Annotated in this window: 14 protein-coding genes; 5 read left to right on the top strand and 9 right to left on the bottom strand. The window is 72.0% G+C overall.

The window, feature by feature from the left end; all coding sequences use genetic code 11:
- Positions 1-32: 32 nt before the first annotated feature.
- Positions 33-827 (top strand): RNA polymerase sigma factor SigF, encoded by a 795-nt coding sequence (locus tag ACGFIE_RS01455; RefSeq protein WP_393289888.1) that lies wholly within the window; start codon positions 33-35, stop codon positions 825-827.
- Between the two features lie 61 nt (positions 828-888).
- Here ACGFIE_RS01455 and ACGFIE_RS01460 read toward each other — a convergent pair whose 3' ends face one another.
- The 7 genes from ACGFIE_RS01460 to ACGFIE_RS01490 form a co-directional block, all read right to left on the bottom strand.
- Positions 889-2364: a glycoside hydrolase family 130 protein gene (locus ACGFIE_RS01460; RefSeq protein ID WP_393289890.1), complete on the bottom strand. Its 1476-nt coding sequence runs from the start codon at positions 2362-2364 to the stop codon at positions 889-891.
- Complete coding sequence (locus tag ACGFIE_RS01465) at positions 2361-3365, bottom strand: glycosyltransferase (protein ID WP_393289893.1); 1005 nt, start codon at positions 3363-3365, stop codon at positions 2361-2363. The genes ACGFIE_RS01460 and ACGFIE_RS01465 overlap by 4 nt, the downstream gene beginning before the upstream one ends.
- Before the next feature lie 44 nt (positions 3366-3409).
- The gene (locus ACGFIE_RS01470; protein WP_393289895.1) at positions 3410-4546 is read right to left on the bottom strand and encodes a glycosyltransferase; all 1137 of its coding nucleotides are present in this window, start codon (positions 4544-4546) and stop codon (positions 3410-3412) included.
- Between the two features lie 131 nt (positions 4547-4677).
- Positions 4678-5733, bottom strand: coding sequence for a glycosyltransferase family 4 protein (locus ACGFIE_RS01475; protein ID WP_393289897.1), 1056 nt, complete (start codon positions 5731-5733; stop codon positions 4678-4680).
- 489 nt (positions 5734-6222) lie between these two features.
- Complete coding sequence (locus ACGFIE_RS01480; protein WP_393289900.1) at positions 6223-7254, bottom strand: medium chain dehydrogenase/reductase family protein; 1032 nt, start codon at positions 7252-7254, stop codon at positions 6223-6225.
- Positions 7255-7349: 95 nt separating this feature from the next.
- Positions 7350-7892: a TetR/AcrR family transcriptional regulator gene (locus ACGFIE_RS01485; protein WP_393289903.1), complete on the bottom strand. Its 543-nt coding sequence runs from the start codon at positions 7890-7892 to the stop codon at positions 7350-7352.
- A 51-nt stretch (positions 7893-7943) separates the two neighbouring features.
- Complete coding sequence (locus tag ACGFIE_RS01490) at positions 7944-8825, bottom strand: helix-turn-helix transcriptional regulator (RefSeq protein ID WP_363684943.1); 882 nt, start codon at positions 8823-8825, stop codon at positions 7944-7946.
- Between the two features lie 155 nt (positions 8826-8980).
- Here ACGFIE_RS01490 and ACGFIE_RS01495 point away from each other — a divergent pair, with 155 nt between their 5' ends.
- Positions 8981-9847: an oxidoreductase gene (locus tag ACGFIE_RS01495; RefSeq protein ID WP_393289906.1), complete on the top strand. Its 867-nt coding sequence runs from the start codon at positions 8981-8983 to the stop codon at positions 9845-9847.
- A 353-nt stretch (positions 9848-10200) separates the two neighbouring features.
- On the opposite strand, the gene ACGFIE_RS01500 is transcribed toward ACGFIE_RS01495, so the two are convergent.
- A complete protein-coding gene (locus ACGFIE_RS01500) occupies positions 10201-11862 on the bottom strand; it encodes an MFS transporter (protein WP_393289908.1) in 1662 nt (553 codons plus the stop codon).
- Between the two features lie 106 nt (positions 11863-11968).
- Between ACGFIE_RS01500 and ACGFIE_RS01505 the strand changes: the two genes are divergently transcribed.
- Together ACGFIE_RS01505 and ACGFIE_RS01510 are read left to right on the top strand one after the other, a co-directional pair.
- Positions 11969-12448, top strand: a complete 480-nt coding sequence (locus tag ACGFIE_RS01505) for a winged helix-turn-helix transcriptional regulator (protein ID WP_393289910.1) — start codon at positions 11969-11971, stop codon at positions 12446-12448.
- Between the two features lie 270 nt (positions 12449-12718).
- On the top strand, positions 12719-13969 hold the full coding sequence (locus ACGFIE_RS01510) for a DUF222 domain-containing protein (protein ID WP_393289912.1): 1251 nt from the start codon (positions 12719-12721) through the stop codon (positions 13967-13969).
- Between the two features lie 34 nt (positions 13970-14003).
- Here the strand turns inward: ACGFIE_RS01510 and ACGFIE_RS01515 are convergent, their stop codons facing one another.
- Positions 14004-14690 carry a GNAT family N-acetyltransferase gene (locus ACGFIE_RS01515; protein WP_393291233.1) on the bottom strand — a complete coding sequence of 229 codons (687 nt, stop codon included), beginning with the start codon at positions 14688-14690 and terminating at the stop codon, positions 14004-14006.
- 220 nt (positions 14691-14910) lie between these two features.
- Between ACGFIE_RS01515 and ACGFIE_RS01520 the strand changes: the two genes are divergently transcribed.
- The gene (locus ACGFIE_RS01520) at positions 14911-17925 is read left to right on the top strand and encodes a S8 family serine peptidase (protein ID WP_393289914.1); all 3015 of its coding nucleotides are present in this window, start codon (positions 14911-14913) and stop codon (positions 17923-17925) included.
- Positions 17926-18018: the final 93 nt, after the last annotated feature.

The raw sequence follows: 18018 nt of genomic DNA on the forward strand, positions 1-18018 counted from the left end.
GGTCGACGGGCATGCGCGGAGAGGACCAGCCCATGGTCACCACTGTCGAGTCCCCCACCGCCCTCAGTCGACGGAACACCGCCGGCACCGACGAGCTGATCGTCGAGCTGGCCAGCACCCCCGCCGACGACCCGCGCCGACCGGCGCTACGGGAGCGCGCCATCGAGGCGTGGTTGCCGCTCGCCCGCCATCTGGCCCGCCGCTACTCCGGGCGCGGCGCCCCGGACGAGGATCTGACGCAGACCGCAATGGTCGGCCTCATCAAGGCCGTCGACCACTTCGACGCCACGCGGGGTGTCGACTTCAGCGGGTACGCCATCCCGACCATCGTCGGCGAGATCAAGCGGTACTTCCGGGACCGCACCTGGGCGGTGCGGGTGCCGCGTCGTCTCCAGGAACTCCGGCTCTCGATCACCGCGGCCAACAGCACGCTGACGCACACCCTGGGCCGCTCGCCCACGGTGGCCGACATCGCGACCTACCTCGACGTCTCCGAGGAGACCGTGCTGGAGGGGCTGGAGGGTGCCCGCGCGTACCGGGCGACCTCACTGTCCACCCCGATGGGAATCGACGGGGGCATGGAGCTTGGCGACACCCTCGGGGAGGACGACCACGAGTTCGACCGCGTCGACCTCCGCGTCGCCCTCGGCCCGGCGCTCGCCACGCTGCCGGAACGCGAACGACGGATCCTCAGCCTGCGGTTCCACGGCAACCTGACCCAGGCCCAGATCGCCGAACAGATCGGTGTCTCCCAGATGCACGTCTCCCGGCTGATCACCCGGGCGCTGGCCACGCTGCGCGGGCACCTCGCCGCGGACTTCGCCTGATCCATCCGACCGCCGTGGCCCGTCGGCCCGACCGCCGCATCGGCCGTCGGCCCGCCTGCGCTCAACCTCGCCGGGCGTCCACCATCGCGGCGAGCAGTGCGGCCACCGGCACGGTGGCGAAGCCGACCCGGGCGTCGCTGGCGCCGTACGGCAGCCACAGGTCACCGTCGTGGATGAGCCCGCCGCAGGAGTAGACGACGTTCGGCACGTAGCCGTCCCGGTCGGACCGTTCGGGCGACAGAAGCACGCCGGGCAGGCGCGCGACCACCCGATCCGGTTGGTGCAGGTCGAGCAGGAGCGCACCGATCGCGTACCGACGCATCGGCCCGACACCGTGGGTGAGCACGAGCCAACCCGCCTCGGTCTCGATGGGAGATCCGCAGTTGCCGACCTGGATCAGTTCCCAGCTGTCCAGAGGTGCGTGCAGCGGAACCGGTGGCTGCCAACGGTTGTCCGCGTCCAGCACGGTCAGGCCGATGGTCTCGCCGTCGGCGCGGCAGAGCGCCAGGTGCCGCCCGCCGACGGTACGGGGAAACAGCGCGACCCCCTTGTTGCGGGCTCCCGGCCCGCGCATAGGTGTCATCTCGAAGTGGCGCAGATCGGGGCTGACCAGTGCCCGGGTAGCGATGTTCCGGCCGTCGTAGGCCGTGTAGGTGGCCCGGTAGACCGGATCGGACCCGTCGGTGCAGCGGACGAACCGGGCGTCCTCCATGCCGTTGCTCTCCGCCGGGGTGGCCGGCCAGAGCACGCGTTCGTGCAGAAGCGTGTCGGCGGGAAAGGCGGTGGCGTAGCTGCCGGCATTGGTACGGCGCAGGTGTTCCAGCGTGTCCAGCCCGGTGCTGCGGGAGAGCAGATCCGGCGGCAGAGCGCCGAGCACCCGCTCGAAGGTGGCCTCGTCGTACCTGTCGGGCAGCGCGTCCAGCACCGTGGCGGTGATCTCGTTGTCGCAGTCCTTCTCGGCCAGACCGGCCACGAGCAGATCCCGGCGGTGCCGGACTCCCGTCCGCTGTCCGACGACCAGGGGGCCGGACCGGTCGGTGACGGTGAGCTGGTGCCCCGGCCCGAGAACCGCGCTGGCGAACCCGATCGACGACAGGTGACCCTCGCCGATCTGGCGGAGGCTGACCGCGACACGCAACTGCCCGGCGCCCAACCGGCTCTGGTCGGGGTGGGCGACCATCGACGGGTTGCACAGGGCGGCGGCCTCGACCGCGTACTCGTGGCTGAAATAGGCCCCGACCAGGAGCCGACTGGCGGGTGACAGGTCCGGGGCGCGGGCGGCGCGGTGCCGCACGAGGTCGTAGTGGTGCTGGAACGTCGCGGCGAGGTCGCGGTGCCGGGCGCCGAAGCGGTCGAGCGTGTCCCGCAGCAGCCGGTCGGTCTCCTCGCCGTCGAGGCCCGCGACACGCTCGATCAGTGCCCGCGCGCGGGTGCGTACCACCGCCGCGTCCTCGCCCGGGACGAAGAGCTTGACGACGACCCGGCGCGGGTCTGGGGTGAGGGTGACGTCCTGGCGGACGGCCAGGGCGTCGGTCACGACCACCGCCGGGCGTGCTGGAGCGTGGAGATCAGCGCGAGGGTGGATTCGGCGCCCTGGTTGAGGTTGGGGCCGTGCGCGGTCAACCCGTCGTAACCGCCGCCGGTACCCGGGTCCCACATCGGCGTGCCGAGGTCGTTGTCACCGAGGAACCAACCGATCGCCTGCCGGATCCCGTCCTCCCAGGCCGGGTCACCGGTGACAGTGGCGGCCGTGGCGCAGGCGTCGGCGAGGGCCGCGACCTCGATCGGCTGCTGGTCGTGGTGGAGCCGTACGGCGCCGCGTCGCCAGCCGGCCGCGGGTACGACGGACAGCCGCCCGTCGCGGAGTTGAACGTCCCGCAACCAGGCAAGCATCCGCAGGCCCTCGTCCAGGGGCGGGCCACCGTGGCGCAGCTGACTGGCGACGATGACGACCTCGGCGAGGGCCGCGTTGGCGTAGGTCAACAGCTGCTGCGGCCACTGCCACCGCGCGTCGGTGTCCGGTGCGCCGACGGCGCTGGCCGCGTCCGCCAGCAACGCCGCCGCGGTCACGTGCCCCGGATGGCGACGCAGCACCTCGGCCGCGCCGAGCCCGGCGAAGGCCATCGCGTGCGGCGCGGGGGATCGCCGCGTCGCCCCGCGACTGAAGGCGACAAGCGCCTCCTCCCGTATCCAGGCGGCGGGACTACGGGCGACGGCCGTGCCCAGCCCCCACAGCGCTCGGCCCCACCAGTCGCCGAGGCCGGGCTCGTCGGTCCAGCGCCGGTCGTGTCCGAGCCGGTTGTGGAAGGCGCCGCCGGCGTCCTGCGCGTGCGTCAGGAACGCGAGGTAACGCTCCGCGAGCCGCAGCAACTCCCCCGTCGGCTCCGGCTCGCGGCAGAGAACGACCAGGCCACGAGCCACGTCGTCGGTGCAGTAGCCGTGCTCCCGGCGGACGATGGCGTGACGGGCGTGCTCGAACAGGCCGGTGTCGTCGCTCAGCCGGGCCAGGTGCGCGAAGCTCGGCGCGGGCGCGGTCACCCACCGCCTTCGGGGGGTCGCCCGGGAACGGCCGGCGGTCGCGGTCACGCCGACGCCGCGCTGACCACGGGCGGACGTACGTCGGTGAGCCGTTCGGCGAGCATGCCGTAGCGGGCCGCCACCGCCGGCCAGCACAGATCCGCGGCCAGCGGCCGGACCCGGCCGGCCAGCCGGGTCGCGAGGCCCGGCTCGGTCAGGACCCGCCGGATCGCCAGGGCCAACGCCGCCGGGTTCTGATGGGGTACGACCAGACCGGGCCCCCCGGTGAGCAGCTCGACGGCGTGTGGGAACGCGGTGGCCACGACTGGCACTCCGGCGGTCACCGCCTCGATGAGCACGCCGGAGGTGACCTGTTCGCGGGAGTCGTACGGCAGGACGACCACGTCGGCAGAGCGGATCAGGCGGGCGAGGTCATCCTGGTCGTGGTAGATGTCCTGGTAGTCCACGGCGTGCGCGATCCCCAGCTGGGCGCCGAGCTGGTGCAGCCCCGACCGGTACGTCTCGCCGTGGTGCTCGATCACCTTCGGGTGGGTCCGTCCGGCGACGGTGTAGGTGGGGGTCGGTTCCAGGTCCTGCAACCGGGCGAGGGCGCGCAGTGACCACTCGATGCCCTTCCCGGGGCCGATCAGTCCCCAGGTGAGCAGGTGCGGGCGGGTACGCCTGTCGACGGGCACACCTGTGAGTTCGGCGGCGCCGTGCGGGATGACGGTCACCTTCTCCAGCGGCACGTCGTAGCCGATGAGCAGTCGATCCCGGGCGGTGTCGGTCATCGTGACGACCGCCCCGGCGGTGGCGACGATCTGCTCGAGCAGGGACTTCTGCCGAGCGGAGGGCTCGCGCAGAACGGTGTGCAGGACCACGATGCTCGGGACGGTGAGCCGGCGCAACAACGGCAGGACGTCCGCGCCGTCGGCGCCCGGGTAGATGCCGTACTCGTGCTGGACGATGGCCACGTCGAAGGTGTTGAGAGCGGAGGCGGCGTCCCGCCAGCCGGCCGGGGTCCGCGCCGACCAGGTGTGCACCACCCCGGGGGCGGGCCGCTGGTCGTCGCCGTGGTCGGTGACCCGGACGATCCCACCGCGCGTGCCGTCGGCGGTGAGCTGGGCGGCGAGGGCGGAGTTGAAGGTGGCCAGTCCACACCGCGTCGGCGGGTGGGTGCTGAGGAATCCGTAGCTGGGCATGAACGTCTGGCCTTCCGGTTGTCGGCCGCCACCGCGGTACGGGGGCACACCTCACGCGGTGACGGCGCACGCCGGTCAGCGTGTGTGACCGGCGGAACGTGTTCGGGGGGTGATCAGCTACGGGTGGGGTGTCAGACCACTGTCGCCAGGTCGGGAACGACCTGTCGCTCGACGGGCGCGGCGTCACGGCGGATGAGGTGGTCGTAGACGGCGAGGTAGTCGCTGACCATCCGGTCCGCGTCGAAGCGTTGCCGGGCCCGTTCCCGGCAGGCGGCCCGGTCGAGGCCGGCGGCCTGGGTCACCGCGTCGACGGCCTGCTCGACGGTGTGGACGAGGCACCCGGTGACGCCCTCGTCGACGACCTCCGGCATGGATCCCCGGGCGTACGCGACGACAGGCGTGCCGCAGACCATCGACTCCACCACCGACAGCCCGAACGGTTCGTCGAACGCGATCGGATGCAGCAGGGCGGTGCTGGCGCCCAGCACCTCGGCGCGTCGGCGCGGGCCGACCGAGCCGAGGAAGACGACCCGGTCGCCGTCGATGTGCGGGGCCACCTGCTCGGCGAAGTACCGCTCGTCCTGCACGATGCCGCAGATGGTCAGGGGTCGGCCGGAGCGGCGGGCGATCTCGATAGCGGTGTGGGTGCCCTTGTCGGGGTGGATGCGGCCGAACGCGGCCAGTCCCGGGCCGGCGTCACCGGTGAAGGGCAGCCCACCGATGTCGACGCCGTGGTGGACAGTGGCGACGTAGTCGAGCTCCGGCGCCCGGTCGGCGTCGGAGATCGACACGTACGACGAGCGAGCTCGGGCGTAGGCGGGCAGGATCCCGGCCCCGGAGAATCCGTGCACTGTGGTGAGCAGTGGAGCGTGGCAGTGTTCCGCGAACGCCAGCGGCAGCCAGTCGAGGTGGCTGTGCACCAGGTCGAACTCCGCCGAGCGGGCGAACGCGTGGGAGACGTGCATCGCCTCCCACACCCGGCCGTCCAGGGCCGGGTCGTCCGCGTACCCCGTGGGGGCGACGCCGTCGAGCCGGGCGGAGGTGACCGAGTCCAGTGTCGCGAAGAGCGTCACGTCCACACCGCGGCTGACCAGGCCCTCGGCGAGCAGGCCGGTCACCTGCTCCCAGGGACCGTAGTGGTGCGGGGGCGTACGCCAGGCGACCGGCCCGAGCAGCGCGATCCGCACGGAGACGGCGCGTCGGCGAGATCGGCTGGGTCGAGGTGCAGGGTGGCGAGCAGCCCGGAGTGCTTGGCCGGGTCGACGCGTTCCGGCAGCTCACGCTCGACCCAGTCGGCCCGGGCCTGCTGGCCTCGATCGCGTAGCGCGCTGACGATCCTGTGCCTGGCGATCCTCATCTGGTGCTCCCTGGTTGAGCCGTCCGGACCTGTGATGCGCCTGGACGGCGGTGTGAAAGCGCGGGTGGGATGCCTTCTCCGGCAAACGCCGCGAACCCGAACGTGCCGTCCTGGGTGAAACCCGACCGGCGGGACGTGGCCGGCGCCAACCACCACGGCAAACACGCCGCAGCGACGGGAATGGACGATCGGTGATGCCCAGACGGGCTGGTGGCGGCGACATCCGGCGGCCACCGGGGGCCCCGGGCGACATGCCCAGCGTACGCCCCGGCCGGTGCCGCTGCACGCGCACCGCATCCCCGCCTCCGCGGGCCGGCGGTCAGGGTTCCAGCACGACCTTGCCCGGCCGGGTGCGAGCCTCGGCGAAGGCCAGCGCTGCGGAGACCTCGGTGAGCGGGTAACGGGCGGCGATCTGCGGCACGATCACGCCCCGCCGCAGCAGATCGAGCACGGTGCCGAGGTCGGTACGCAGCCGACGCCAGAACGCCGTGGGACGGGTGCGGCGGCCGGACCAGAAGTTGTAGAACCCCACCCGGTGACCGTTCGGCAGGGCGTTCCAGGTGTAGAGGCGGGCGAGCAGCTTCACGAAGACCCAGGCGACCGACTGCCCGGTGCCCACGGCGGCGGCGTTGCCGTAGACGACAAGCTTTCCGCCGGGAGCGAGCAGGGCGTACGAGGTGCGTACGCCCGGGCCGGCGACCGGGTCGAAGACGGCGTCGACGCCACCCGGCGACAGCTCGCGGATGCGGGTGGCCATTTCCGGGTCGCGGTAGTCGAGCGGTTCGACGCCGAGTTCGCGCAGCCCGGCGTGGTGCCGTGCGGCGGCGGTGCCGATGACTCGCAGGCCGAGGTGTCGGCCGAGTTGGACGAGCACGCTCCCCACACCGCCGTTCGCGCCGTGCACGAGGATGGTCTGGCCGGCCTTCAGGTCGGCGTCCCGCAGCATCTGCCAGGCGGTCACCCCGTTGACGACGACGGTCTCGGCCGCCGCGGGGTCCAGATCGGCGGGTACGGGGGTCAGGGCGTCGATGTCGACAAGCGCGTAGGTGGCCCAGGCGCCGGTCTTGGTGACCGCCGCGACCCGGGTGCCGATCAGCGCGTCGTCGCCGCCCGGCCCCACCGCCCGCACCGTGCCGACGAGGTCGTAGCCGGGCACGAACGGGAACTTCGGCTGGCCGGGGTAGAGAGCGTGGCGCATCTGCTGCTCGGCGAACGAGATTCCGGTCGCCTCGACCTCGACGAGCACCTGCCCCGCGGCGGGAACGGGCATGGCACGTCTGTTGACCTGGAGTCCGTCCGGCTCCACCACACCGGGCAGTACCACTTCGGTGATCATCCGGTCGGTAGTCATCTCTGTTCTCCTTCGGTTTGTAAGTGTGCACTCACACACATAATTGCCGGAAAAAGTGGGCCGCCGGGAAGCGGCCCGATCGGTGCGAGCGGGGGTCAGGGGTGGCGGATGCCTGCGGTAAGCGCACGGGCCCACGGCTCGGGCACCTGCTCCAGGCCGGCGGTCACGATCAGGTGGCAGAGCTGGCCGTACGCGAAGAACTGCTGCACCTGCGCGTCGCTGGCGCCGGACCGACTCCGCACGAAGGTGGCGACCCGCTTGTAGCCGGCCCGCACCGCCTCGGCGATCTCGGCGACGTCCGTGACGGCCTGCGCCTGCACCTGGAACAGCAGGAGATCGCGGTCGGCGATCAGCTCGGCGTAGGCGTCGCCCATCGCCTCCAGGACCTCCTCCGGTCCGGCGTCGCCGGCACGCTCCGCCCCGGCTTCGAGCGCCACGACGATCCGCTCGAAGCACGCCCCGGCCGCCGCCACGAACAGTCCGAGCTTCCCGGCGAAGAGCCGGAAGACGTACGCCTCGGAGATGCCGGCGGCGGCCGCCACGGCGGTGACCGGGGTGGCGTGGAAGCCGGTGCGCGCGAACGCCGACACGGCGGCGTTCAGGACGGTGGCTCGGCGGGCCTCGGCGGTGGATCGCATGTTTGTAAGTGTGCACTCACAAACATCCTTCGTCAACCCCACGGTCCGCTCTCACTCCAGCGGATACAGGCGTGCGGGATCGCCGGCCCGGAGGCTGTCCGCGCCGGCGTCCGGTGTGCTGGCCGCGATCGAGCCGAGCAGCGCCAACGACCGTGCCGACTCCGTACCGGGCTCGGCGTGGTAGATCACCAGGAGCTGCCCCTCGGCGCCGGCGACCGCGAGCTTGTCGCAGTACAGGTCGAGATCACCCACTTCGGGGTGGTGCAGCCGACTCACCACACCCTCGCGCCGCCGCACCTCGTGTCGGGCCCACAACTGGCGGAAACAGTCGCTCTTGAGCGACAACTCACCCACCAGCGCCGTCAGTCGCGGGTCGTCGGCGTCCCCGGCCGAGTCGGCGCGCATCTGCCCCACCACGCTCTGCATCGCCTGCCGCCAGTCCCGGAACAACTCCCGTTCCGCCGCGTCCAGGAACACCGCACGGAGCCGGTTGGCACCCGGAGCGAGGTTCGGCGACAGCGCCCTCGCCATTCGATTCGACGCCAGAATGTCGAGATAGCGGTTCTGCACGAAGGCCGGCATCGGGAGCTCGCGCACCAGGTGCAGGACACTGGCCGGCACCCGCTCGACGGCCGGCCGGACCGCCCGGCGCGACCGCGGACGCGTCAACCCGATCATGTACGCGGTGGCCTCCGGGTCCAGTTGGAGCACCCCGGCGAGCGCGTCGAGGACCTGCACCGACGGGTGCCGCTCACGGCCCTGCTCCAACCGCAGGTAGTAGTCGGCGCTGATGCCGGCCAGCATCGCCACCTCCTCCCGGCGCAGGCCAGGAACCCGGCGCAGGCCGACGCCCGGGCCGAGACCGACGTCCTCGGGCCGGACCTGTTCCCGCCGCGCACGCAGAAAGTCGCCGAGCTGGTTGGTGGCGTCCATGCCTCTGACGGTAGATCGCCCCACCGCCCGGTGACTGGCCGTGTCACTACCAGGAACGCCTCGCCCTGCCGGTCGGACGGATGTCGACGGACAGTTGTCGCAGGCCGATCTTCGGACCGCCGCATATCCACGACGACAACGGATAGAGGAACGACATGAGCGACAACCTTCCTGGCGGCTCCCTGACCCCCGCCGACGGCCTCACCCTGAGCCGGATGGGCTACGGGGCGATGCAGCTCGCCGGCCCCGGCGTCTACGGCCCGCCGCGCGATCGTGAGCAGGCCCTCGCCGTGCTGCGCGAGGCCGTCGACCGGGGCGTCCGACACATCGACACCAGCGACTTCTACGGCCCGGTGGTGGTGAACGAGCTGATCCGCGAGGCCCTGCACCCGTACCCCGAGGATCTGCACCTGGTCACCAAGGTCGGCGCGCGCCGCGGCGCCGACCGTTCCTGGATCCCGGCGTTGCAGCCGGAGGAACTGAAGGCCCAGGTCCGGGACAACCTGCAACACCTCGGCCTGGACGTCCTCGACGTGGTCAACCTGCGGGTAGGCGTGGCGGAGGGCACCGGTGACGATCCCCTGTCCGAGCAGTTCGGCGCCCTCGCGGAGTTGCGGCAGGAGGGGCTGATCCGGCACCTCGGGCTCAGCAACGTCACGCTCACCCAGCTCACCGAGGCCCAGGCCATCGCCCCGGTGGTCACCGTGCAGAACCTCTACAACCTCGCGCACCGGCAGGACGACGCCCTGGTGGACCGGTGCGCAGCGGAGAACATCGCGTTCGCCGCGTTCTTCCCGCTCGGCGGATTCACGCCGTTGCAGTCCGACATCCTCAACGACGTGGCCACCCGGGTGGGCGCCTCGCCACAGCAGGTCGCCCTGGCCTGGCTGCTGCAGCGCTCCCCCACGACCGTGCTGATCCCGGGCACCTCGACGCTGGCACACCTGCGGGAGAACCTCGCCGCGACCGACCTGACGCTGCCGGCCGACGCGATCGCGGAGTTGGACACCATCGGCGGCTGACCGCAGCCCACCGGCACCGGGGCCGGGCCGTGCGCGGCTGTGACGACCTCGTGCCGGCACGGGCCCGGGCCCCGTGCGCGCTGTCACCTCGTGCCGGCGCGGGCCGGGGCCGGGCCGGGCGCGGCCGTGACGACCTCGTGCCGGCACGGGCCCCGTGCGCGCTGTCACCTCGTGCCGGCGCGGGCCGGGGCCGGGCCGGGCGCGGCCGTGACGACCTCGTGCCGGCACGGGACCCGGGCCGGGCGCGGCTGTCACCTCGTGCCGGCGCGGGCCGGATCCCGGTGCCGTCGCCGGCTCGGCCCTGGTCCCGCTGCTGGCGGGCCCGGGCCTTGGGGCCGGTGCCGGTGCCGACCCTAGTGCTGGTGCGGGCGGTTGCGGATGAGGGTGAGCGCGAGCACGGCGGTGACCAGGAAGACGATGCCGCTGATCCGCAGGCCGGCCTGGACTCCGGAGGTCATGGCCTCGGCGAGCGCCGCCCGGACCGGATCGGGCAGCGGCTGGTCGCCTGTCGCGCCGGCGGCCACCGCCGCCTGCACGGCGGTACGGGTGGGTTCGCCGACCTGGTGTGCGGCGAGACGGTCGGGCAGGTCGGCCAGCATCGTGGTGGTGAGCAGCGTGCCCAGCAGGGACGATCCCAGCACCGAGCCGACCTGACGGGAGGCGTTGACCGCGCCGGCGGCCATGCCGGCCTGGGCGGGCGCCACGCTGGCCAACGCCGCGGCAGTCGCCGGGGCCACCACCAGCCCGCTGGCGGCGCCGAACAACGCGAACAACGCCCAGCGGTGCTCGAACGTCGTGGTCGGCCCCTGCGCCGCCAGCCCGAAGCTGGCCACCGCGCCGAGCACCAGGCCGACGCTGAGTGGCGCCTTGAACCCGGTGCGTCGGATGGTCCGGCCGGCGGCGAAGGCCACGAGCACGTACGCCCCGAAGAGCACAAGCATCCGCCAGCCGGTGTCCAGCGGGCTGAGCGCCTGGGCGCGCTCATGAAAGAGGACGAGCAGGATCGCTACGCCGGTGAAGCCGAACAGCGACACCGCGGCGACGACCATGACAGCGCTGAACGACGCCGAGCGGAACAGCCGTACGTCCAGCATCGGGTTGTTGCTCCGCAGCTCGACCAGGACGAAAGTGACAAGCGCGACGGCCGAGACGACCCAGGCGATCCCCACGACGGGGCTGGCATAGCCGTCGCGTCCGCCCTGGATCATGGCGTAGACGGCGGCGGCGATGGCGACGGTGCCGAGCAGCAGACCGGGCAGGTCGAGTCGTCCGGCGCTGGGCCGCGATTCGACCACCCCGATCGCGGCGACGACGAGGGTGACCACGCCCAGCACGATCACCGACAGGTAGACGCTGTGCCACGAATGGTGACGCAGCAGCGCGCCGGCGATGAGCGGGCCGATCGCCAGCCCGATTCCGGAGGCGGCCGACCAGGCGGTGATGACCTCGGTACGGCGGTGCGGGTCGGTGAACGTGGCACCGAGGATCGCCAGGCTGTTCGGCAGGATCAGGGCGCCGCCGAGGCCCGCGACCAGCTGACCGACAAGCACCCAGGCCACGGTGGGTGCGCTGGCCACGACAGCACCGCCGACGATCATCGCGACGACACCGGCGCCGAACATGCGCCTGCGCCCGTAACGATTTCCCAGGGTCGCGGCGGACAGCACCAGGCTCGCCACGACCAGGGTGTAGGCGCTGGGGATCCAGATCACGGTGGTCGGATCGACCCGAAGGTCGGCCTGGATGGTGGTCAGGGCGGAGACCGTCGCGGTGATCTGCAGGAAGGTGATCATCGCACCGAGACACATGGCGATCAGGGTCACCGGCCGGGAGCCGCGAACGGACGTACGGGTGGTGACTGCCGGCTCGGTGCTGGCCGGCTCGGTGCTGGCCGGCTCGGTGCTGGCCGGCTCGGTGCTGGCCGGCTCGGTGCTGGCCGGCTCGGTGCTGGCCGGCTGGGTGCTGGCCGGCTGGGTGCTGGCCGGCTCGGTCGGGGCCGTGCTGCTGGTGGTCACAAGGCGTCCTCGGGTTGGAGTCCTGCTGGCTTGCCTTCGCAAAAGTCAGCAGCATCCCAGTGAATCACCTGGCTAACCTCAGCGCAAGTCAGGTAGGCTGGGCCACATGGAGGACCTACGGGACGACCGCGACTCCTGGTCGATGGAGAACTGCTCCGTCGCACGGGCGATGGACATCGTGGGCAGCCGTTCGACGATCCTGATCCTGCGCGAGGCGCTGCTCGGCACGCGCCGGTTCGACGACTTCGTCCAGCGGGTCGGGGTCGGCGAGCCCGCCATGGCGGCCCGCCTCAAGGACATGGTCGCCGCCGGCCTGCTCGAACGAATTCCCTACCGGGAGCCGGGGCAGCGCACCCGCCACGAGTACCAACTCACCCGCAAGGGTCACGAACTGCTGCCGGTCATCACCGCACTGCGCAACTGGGGCGACACCTGGAGCGCGGACGAGGCCGGCCCCGGCATCCTCGCCACCCACCACGACTGCGGCGAACCGGTCCGTGCCGTACTCCGCTGCGCGGCCGGACACGACATCGAGAGCGGCGACATCGACATCACCGCCGGGCCAGGTCTGATCCGCCGCAACTGACACCCGGGTGTCAGCCAACCGCCGACGGTACTGGCGCGCCCGGCAGTCCGGATGATCCGGCAGCTCCCGGCGGTTCAGTGGCTGCGGGCGGGCCGCGCACTGCGAGCAAGCCGGGCACTGCGGGCAAGCCGGGCACTGCGGGCAAGCCAGGCGCCGCGAGCAGGCCGACAGCTCTCGGCGGGCCGGGTGCCGCGAGCAGGCCGGTCAGCGGCTGAAGATCGATCGATCTTGGTGACTGAAAGTGTCGTACACCTGTTCTATTCTCGGGTCATGGTTGAGGAGTTGACGCAGGCGGAAGGTGCGGTCGCAGCCTGCGCCGACGGCGCCGCCTGGGCCCTCCCGGCGGACGACCTCGTCGCCGCGCTCGACGCGGCGCACCGCATCGAGCAACGGCTCGCCGCCGTCAAACTCTCGCTCATTCGCGAGCTGGACGGCCGAGGCATACCTACCGCGCAGGGCGCGTCCTCCACGGCGGTGTGGCTCCGCGAACGACTGCGCCTCACCGTTCCCACCGCCCGTCGCCTCGTCGACCTCGCCGCCGCGCTCGACACCGGCAACCCGGGAGTACGGCAGGCGCTGGCCGATGCCGACATCACGCTCGATCAGGCCCGGATCATCACCGACACCGTCGACACCGTGCGGAGCACCGCCGGTGCGGCGGTCGCTGACAAGGCGGTGGGCGTACTCGTGGAATGGGCCGGGCAGTTCGACCCCACGCTGCTCCGCAAGCTGAGCCTGCGAATCCTCGACCACGTCGCACCAGAGGTCGCCGACGCCGCCGCGAAGACCGCGTTGGAGGCCGAGGCCCGCCGAGCCGCCCGCGACCGCCACGTCACTCTGTCCACTCTCACCGACGGCCGCCTCCGACTCACAGGCATCCTCGACACCGAAACCGCCGGCCTGTTGCGTGCCGCCATCGACCCCCTGACCGCGCCGTCAGGTCCCGATGACCACCGTTCCCCCGGGCAACGCCGACACGATGCCTTCGCCGACCTCTGCCGGCTCACCCTGCGCACCGGCGAGCTGCCCGAACACGGCGGTGAGGTCGCCCAGCTCGTCGTCACCACCAGCTTCGACGGCCTCGTGCGGCAGCTCGACGCGGGCACACTGGACACCGGCCTCGGGCTGACCCCGGAAACGGTCCGCCGGCTCGCCTGCGACGCCGCCGTCCTGCCCGCCGTCCTCGGCGGCGCCGGCCAGGTCCTCGACGTCGGCCGCCAACGTCGGCTCATCACCGGGGCACTCCGCCGGGCACTCGTCCTCCGTGACCGTGGCTGCGCCTTCCCCGGCTGCGACCGCCCACCACGCTGGTGCGACGCCCACCACATCCACCACTGGGCCGACGGCGGCGACACCAGCCTCGCGAACGCCGTCCTGCTCTGCGGCCATCACCACCGGCACATCCACCACGGCGACTGGACCGTCCGGTTGGCCGGCGACGGCCGCCCCGAGTTCACCCCACCCGCCTGGCTCGACCCCGACCAACTCCCCCGCCGCAACCAATACCACCGCCGCACGTAGCCCCGGCACCCCGCCACCTTCCTGCTGCTCGCGGTCAGCCGATCCGCTGGGCCAGCACCTGCCCCGGCCAGGCTCCAGCTTGGAAGGTTTCGGTGGACGTGAACCCGTGGCGCTCGTAGAAGGCCACCAACTCGCCGCCGCCGCCCGCCCAGCAGTCGACCCGTAGCAACCGCACGCCGGCTCGCCGGGTCTCCTCCACGGCGTGCGCCAGCAGGGCCGACCCGAGGTGTCGGCCGGCGAATCGTCGGTCGGAGACCAGCAGGCGGACGTACCGCTCGGGTTCTTCCGCGGGTGCGATCGGTGCCTGTGGAGCAGGCCCGGAGTCCAACACCAGGACGGCGGCCGGTGTGCCGTCCAGCTCCGCGATGTACGGAAGGTTCTCGGTCAGGTAGCGATCGACCATCTCGACCCCGCCGGGCTTCTCCGAGAACGGCGTCGTGCCCCACTGCTCGGTATTGCCGCGATCGTTCATCCAGATCACCGCGGAGTCGAGCATGTTCAGGACGGCGGGTGCGTCGGCCGGGCCACCGCGTCTGATCCGTATGCCGCGGGCGGTGTCGTCCATGGCGGAACTGTAATCCGTGGCTGTGGCCTGGCCGCCGCCGTGGCTTGGCCGCCGCAGCGGCAGCAGGCGCGACAACGGCAGCAAACGCGACAACGGCAGCAGGCGCGAGAACGGCAGCAGGCGCCGCAGCGGCAGCAGGCGCGACGACCACCGCACCGCCAACCCAAATGACGCGCAAAGTACCCGTTGCGTTACGAGCTTGTTTCCAAGGTGTCGGGCAGGTTACGAGCGCTTCTGGATGACCGCCGCCGATCCTACGTTTCGGCAACCGTCATCAGTCGTGGCGGCCGGCACCGAACGTGGAGGCAACGACGTGCCACAACCGATCACACATCGGCCCGGAAGGACCAGGCGCGGGGTCAGCATGCTGGCCGCCGTGGCGTTGACCGCGGCCGGCCTGACCAGCCTGCCCACCAGCGCCACCGCCGCCCCGACCAGCAGCGGCCCGACCGCCCGGTACCTGGTTCAGCTCGCCGAGGAGCCGTTGGCGACGTACACCGGCGGGGTTGCGGGGATCGCGGCGACCAAGCCGACGCCCGGCGGCAAGCTGAACCGAACCTCCGGCACCGCCAACGCCTACCGTGAGCACCTGCGGCAGAAGCGTACGGCCGTCCTGGACAGCGTCGGCGTGCCGGCCGACCGCACCCGGGTGACCCTGGATACCGCGTTCAACGGCTTCGCCGCGGACCTGACCGGGCCGCAGGCCGCCCGGCTGCGCGCGACGCGGGGCGTGCGCGCGGTGTACGAGAGCCACACGGTGCACGCCGCCACCGCACACACCCCCGACTACCTCGGCCTCACCGGCCGCGACGGCGTGTGGAAGCAGGAGTTCGGCGGAGACTCCCACGCCGGCGAGGGCGTCATCGTCGGCGTCATCGACAGCGGGTACTGGCCGGAGAGCGCGAGTTTCGCGGCGCTGCCCAGCCCTCGTCCGGACCAGGCGATCATCGACGCCAAGTGGAAGGGCACCTGCGACGTCGGTGTCGAGGCGCCCGTCGCCTGCAACAACAAGGTGATCGGTGCCCGCTGGTACAACGACAGCGGAATCGCCGACGCGTTCCCGGACGACTACTCCTCGCCCCGGGACCGCAACGGCCACGGCACCCACACCGCCAGCACCGCCGCCGGCAACCACGGCGTGCGGGCGACGCAGGGTGGCCGCGACCTGGGCTCGATCTCCGGCATGGCACCGGCCGCCCGACTGGCGATCTACAAGGCGCTCTACGACAACGGCGCCGGGTCGGCGTCCGGCACGGACATCGACATCGTGCACGCGATCGACGACGCGGTCGCCGACGGCGTGGACGTCATCAACTATTCGATCGGGGACGACAGCGAGCAGTTCGGCGCCGTCGACGCGGCGTTCTTCAACGCGGCGGCCGCCGGAGTGTTCGTGTCCGCGGCGGCCGGCAACTCGGGCCCGTACGCGAACACTGTCGACAACTCGACCCCGTGGGTGACCACGGTGGCGGCCAGCACCACCGACAGGCAGAACAACCGGACGCTCACCCTCGGCAACGGCACCAAGATCACCGGAGCCGGCCTCGGCGAGACGGGTGTCGGGCCGGCACGCCTGGTCTTCGCGCGGGACAGCGCGCTCGACCCGGACGGCGCGTACGGCGCGGGTCTCTGCGCCGACGACACGCTGGACCCGGCCAAGGTCAAAGGCGCGATCGTGCTCTGCCTGCGCGGTGAGATCCCGCGTACCGACAAGAGCATCGAGGTGGCCCGCGCCGGCGGCGTCGGGATGGTGCTCTACAACGACGAGCTGAACTCCCTCAACGCCGACGTGCAGACCGTGCCGACCGTGCACATCAACGAGGTCGACCTGGCCACCGTCACCGCGTACGTCGCGAAGGGCAACGCCACGGCGACCATCTCGCCGAGCAAGCTGGAGACGGTCGAAGCTCCCTCGGTCGCCGCGTTCTCGTCGGCGGGCCCGTCGAACCTGAACGCCGGCGAGCTGCTCAAGCCGGACATCAGCGCACCCGGACAGGACATCGTGGCCGCGTTCTCGCCGTCCATCGGCGGGGAGGACTTCGCACTGGAGTCGGGCACCTCGATGGCGGCGCCGCACATCGCGGGCATCGCCGCCCTGCTGCTGGCCAAGCACCCCGACTGGTCGCCCGCGGCGGTCCGCTCGGCGCTGATGACCAGCGCTACGGACCGGACCGACAAGGGCAACCCGATCAAGATCGGCACCCGGGACGCCACCCCGCTCAACTACGGGGCCGGCCAGGTCGAGCCGGGCAGCGCCTTCGACCCGGGCCTGGTGTACGACTCCCAGCAGCAGGACTGGATCCGGTATCTCTGCGGGGTGTCCGCCGACCGCGGGGGCGACTTCGGGCTCGGCGACCTGGAGGGCTGCGACACGATCGACGCGATCGACACCGCCCAGCTCAACTACCCGTCGATCGCGCTCGGCCGGATGGTGGGCAAGCAGACGGTCACCCGGACCGTCACCAACGTCGGCACCAGGACCAGCACCTACACCTCCTCGGTGCAGGCCCCGCCGGGCTACAAGGCCAAGGTCACCCCGGCGAAGATGCAGATCCGCCCCGGCAGGTCCGCCAGCTTCACTGTGGAGGTCACCAACACCGGCGGCGCGTTCGACACCTGGGCCGACGGCGCGCTCACCTGGACCGACCAGTACGAGCACCGGGTACGCACCCCGCTCATCGTGCACAACTCGGGGCTGATCGCCCCCGACGCCGTCACCGGCAAGGGCACCTTCGGCAGCGTCCGGATCGCCGCCGAGGCCGGCTACAAGGGGCAGTTGATCTCCCAGCTCTCCGGCCTGACCTCGGGCACCAGCAACGTGGCGACCCTCAAGGGCGACGGGCCGAGCTGGGACTGGAGCACGTCGAACAACCTGCCGGTGCCGCTGCCCGCCTCGATCAGCAGGACCACCCTGCACGTGCCGGCCGGCACTCGCAGCCCGCTCGTGCAGGTGACGTCGGCGCGACCCACCTGCTCCCACATCGACTGGGACGACGAGGAGGGCGTGATGGAGTGCACGGAGTTCAGCCTCAACGTCTACGACAAGGACGGGAAGTTCGTCACCGCCACGGCCAGCGGTCGGGACGGCGCCAAGGTGACGCTGCCGGACGGCGCCGGTGACTACATAGTGGTCGTCGAGCAGGAGTTCACCGAGAACATCCCGGACGGCGTGAACGCGTACACGGTCACCAGCTATCTACCGGGCGCGCCCGGCACCTCCACCGGCCGGTTCACCATCGACCCGAAGCAGCGCAGCGTCCAGCCGGGCGCGACGGCGAACCTCACCCTGCGCTGGTTCGGACTCCTCCCGGGGCAGCGCTACCTCGGGGTGCTGGAGTTCCGCAACGGCGACGGTTCGCTCAAGACCGTTCCGGTCACCGTCCAGTCCTGACTGTGGCACCGACCCGGCGGGCCGGCGTGTGACCTGAGTCACCGCCGGCCCGCCGGCCGGTCGACCGTCGACGCGGGGGTGATCTGCTCGCCG

The organism is Micromonospora sp. NPDC049275 (assembly GCF_043197115.1).
Taxonomy (GTDB): Bacteria; Actinomycetota; Actinomycetes; order Mycobacteriales; family Micromonosporaceae; genus Micromonospora.

Excerpts from the sequence above, each read along its gene's own strand:
- ACGFIE_RS01455 (WP_393289888.1), top strand. The coding sequence starts at position 33 with ATGGTCACCACTGTCGAGTCCCCCACCGCCCTCAGTCGACGGAACACC.
- ACGFIE_RS01470 (WP_393289895.1), bottom strand. The coding sequence starts at position 4,546 with ATGCCCAGCTACGGATTCCTCAGCACCCACCCGCCGACGCGGTGTGGA.
- ACGFIE_RS01480 (WP_393289900.1), bottom strand. The coding sequence starts at position 7,254 with ATGACTACCGACCGGATGATCACCGAAGTGGTACTGCCCGGTGTGGTG.
- ACGFIE_RS01485 (WP_393289903.1), bottom strand. The coding sequence starts at position 7,892 with ATGCGATCCACCGCCGAGGCCCGCCGAGCCACCGTCCTGAACGCCGCC.
- ACGFIE_RS01490 (WP_363684943.1), bottom strand. The coding sequence starts at position 8,825 with ATGGACGCCACCAACCAGCTCGGCGACTTTCTGCGTGCGCGGCGGGAA.
- ACGFIE_RS01495 (WP_393289906.1), top strand. The coding sequence starts at position 8,981 with ATGAGCGACAACCTTCCTGGCGGCTCCCTGACCCCCGCCGACGGCCTC.
- ACGFIE_RS01505 (WP_393289910.1), top strand. The coding sequence starts at position 11,969 with ATGGAGGACCTACGGGACGACCGCGACTCCTGGTCGATGGAGAACTGC.
- ACGFIE_RS01510 (WP_393289912.1), top strand. The coding sequence starts at position 12,719 with ATGGTTGAGGAGTTGACGCAGGCGGAAGGTGCGGTCGCAGCCTGCGCC.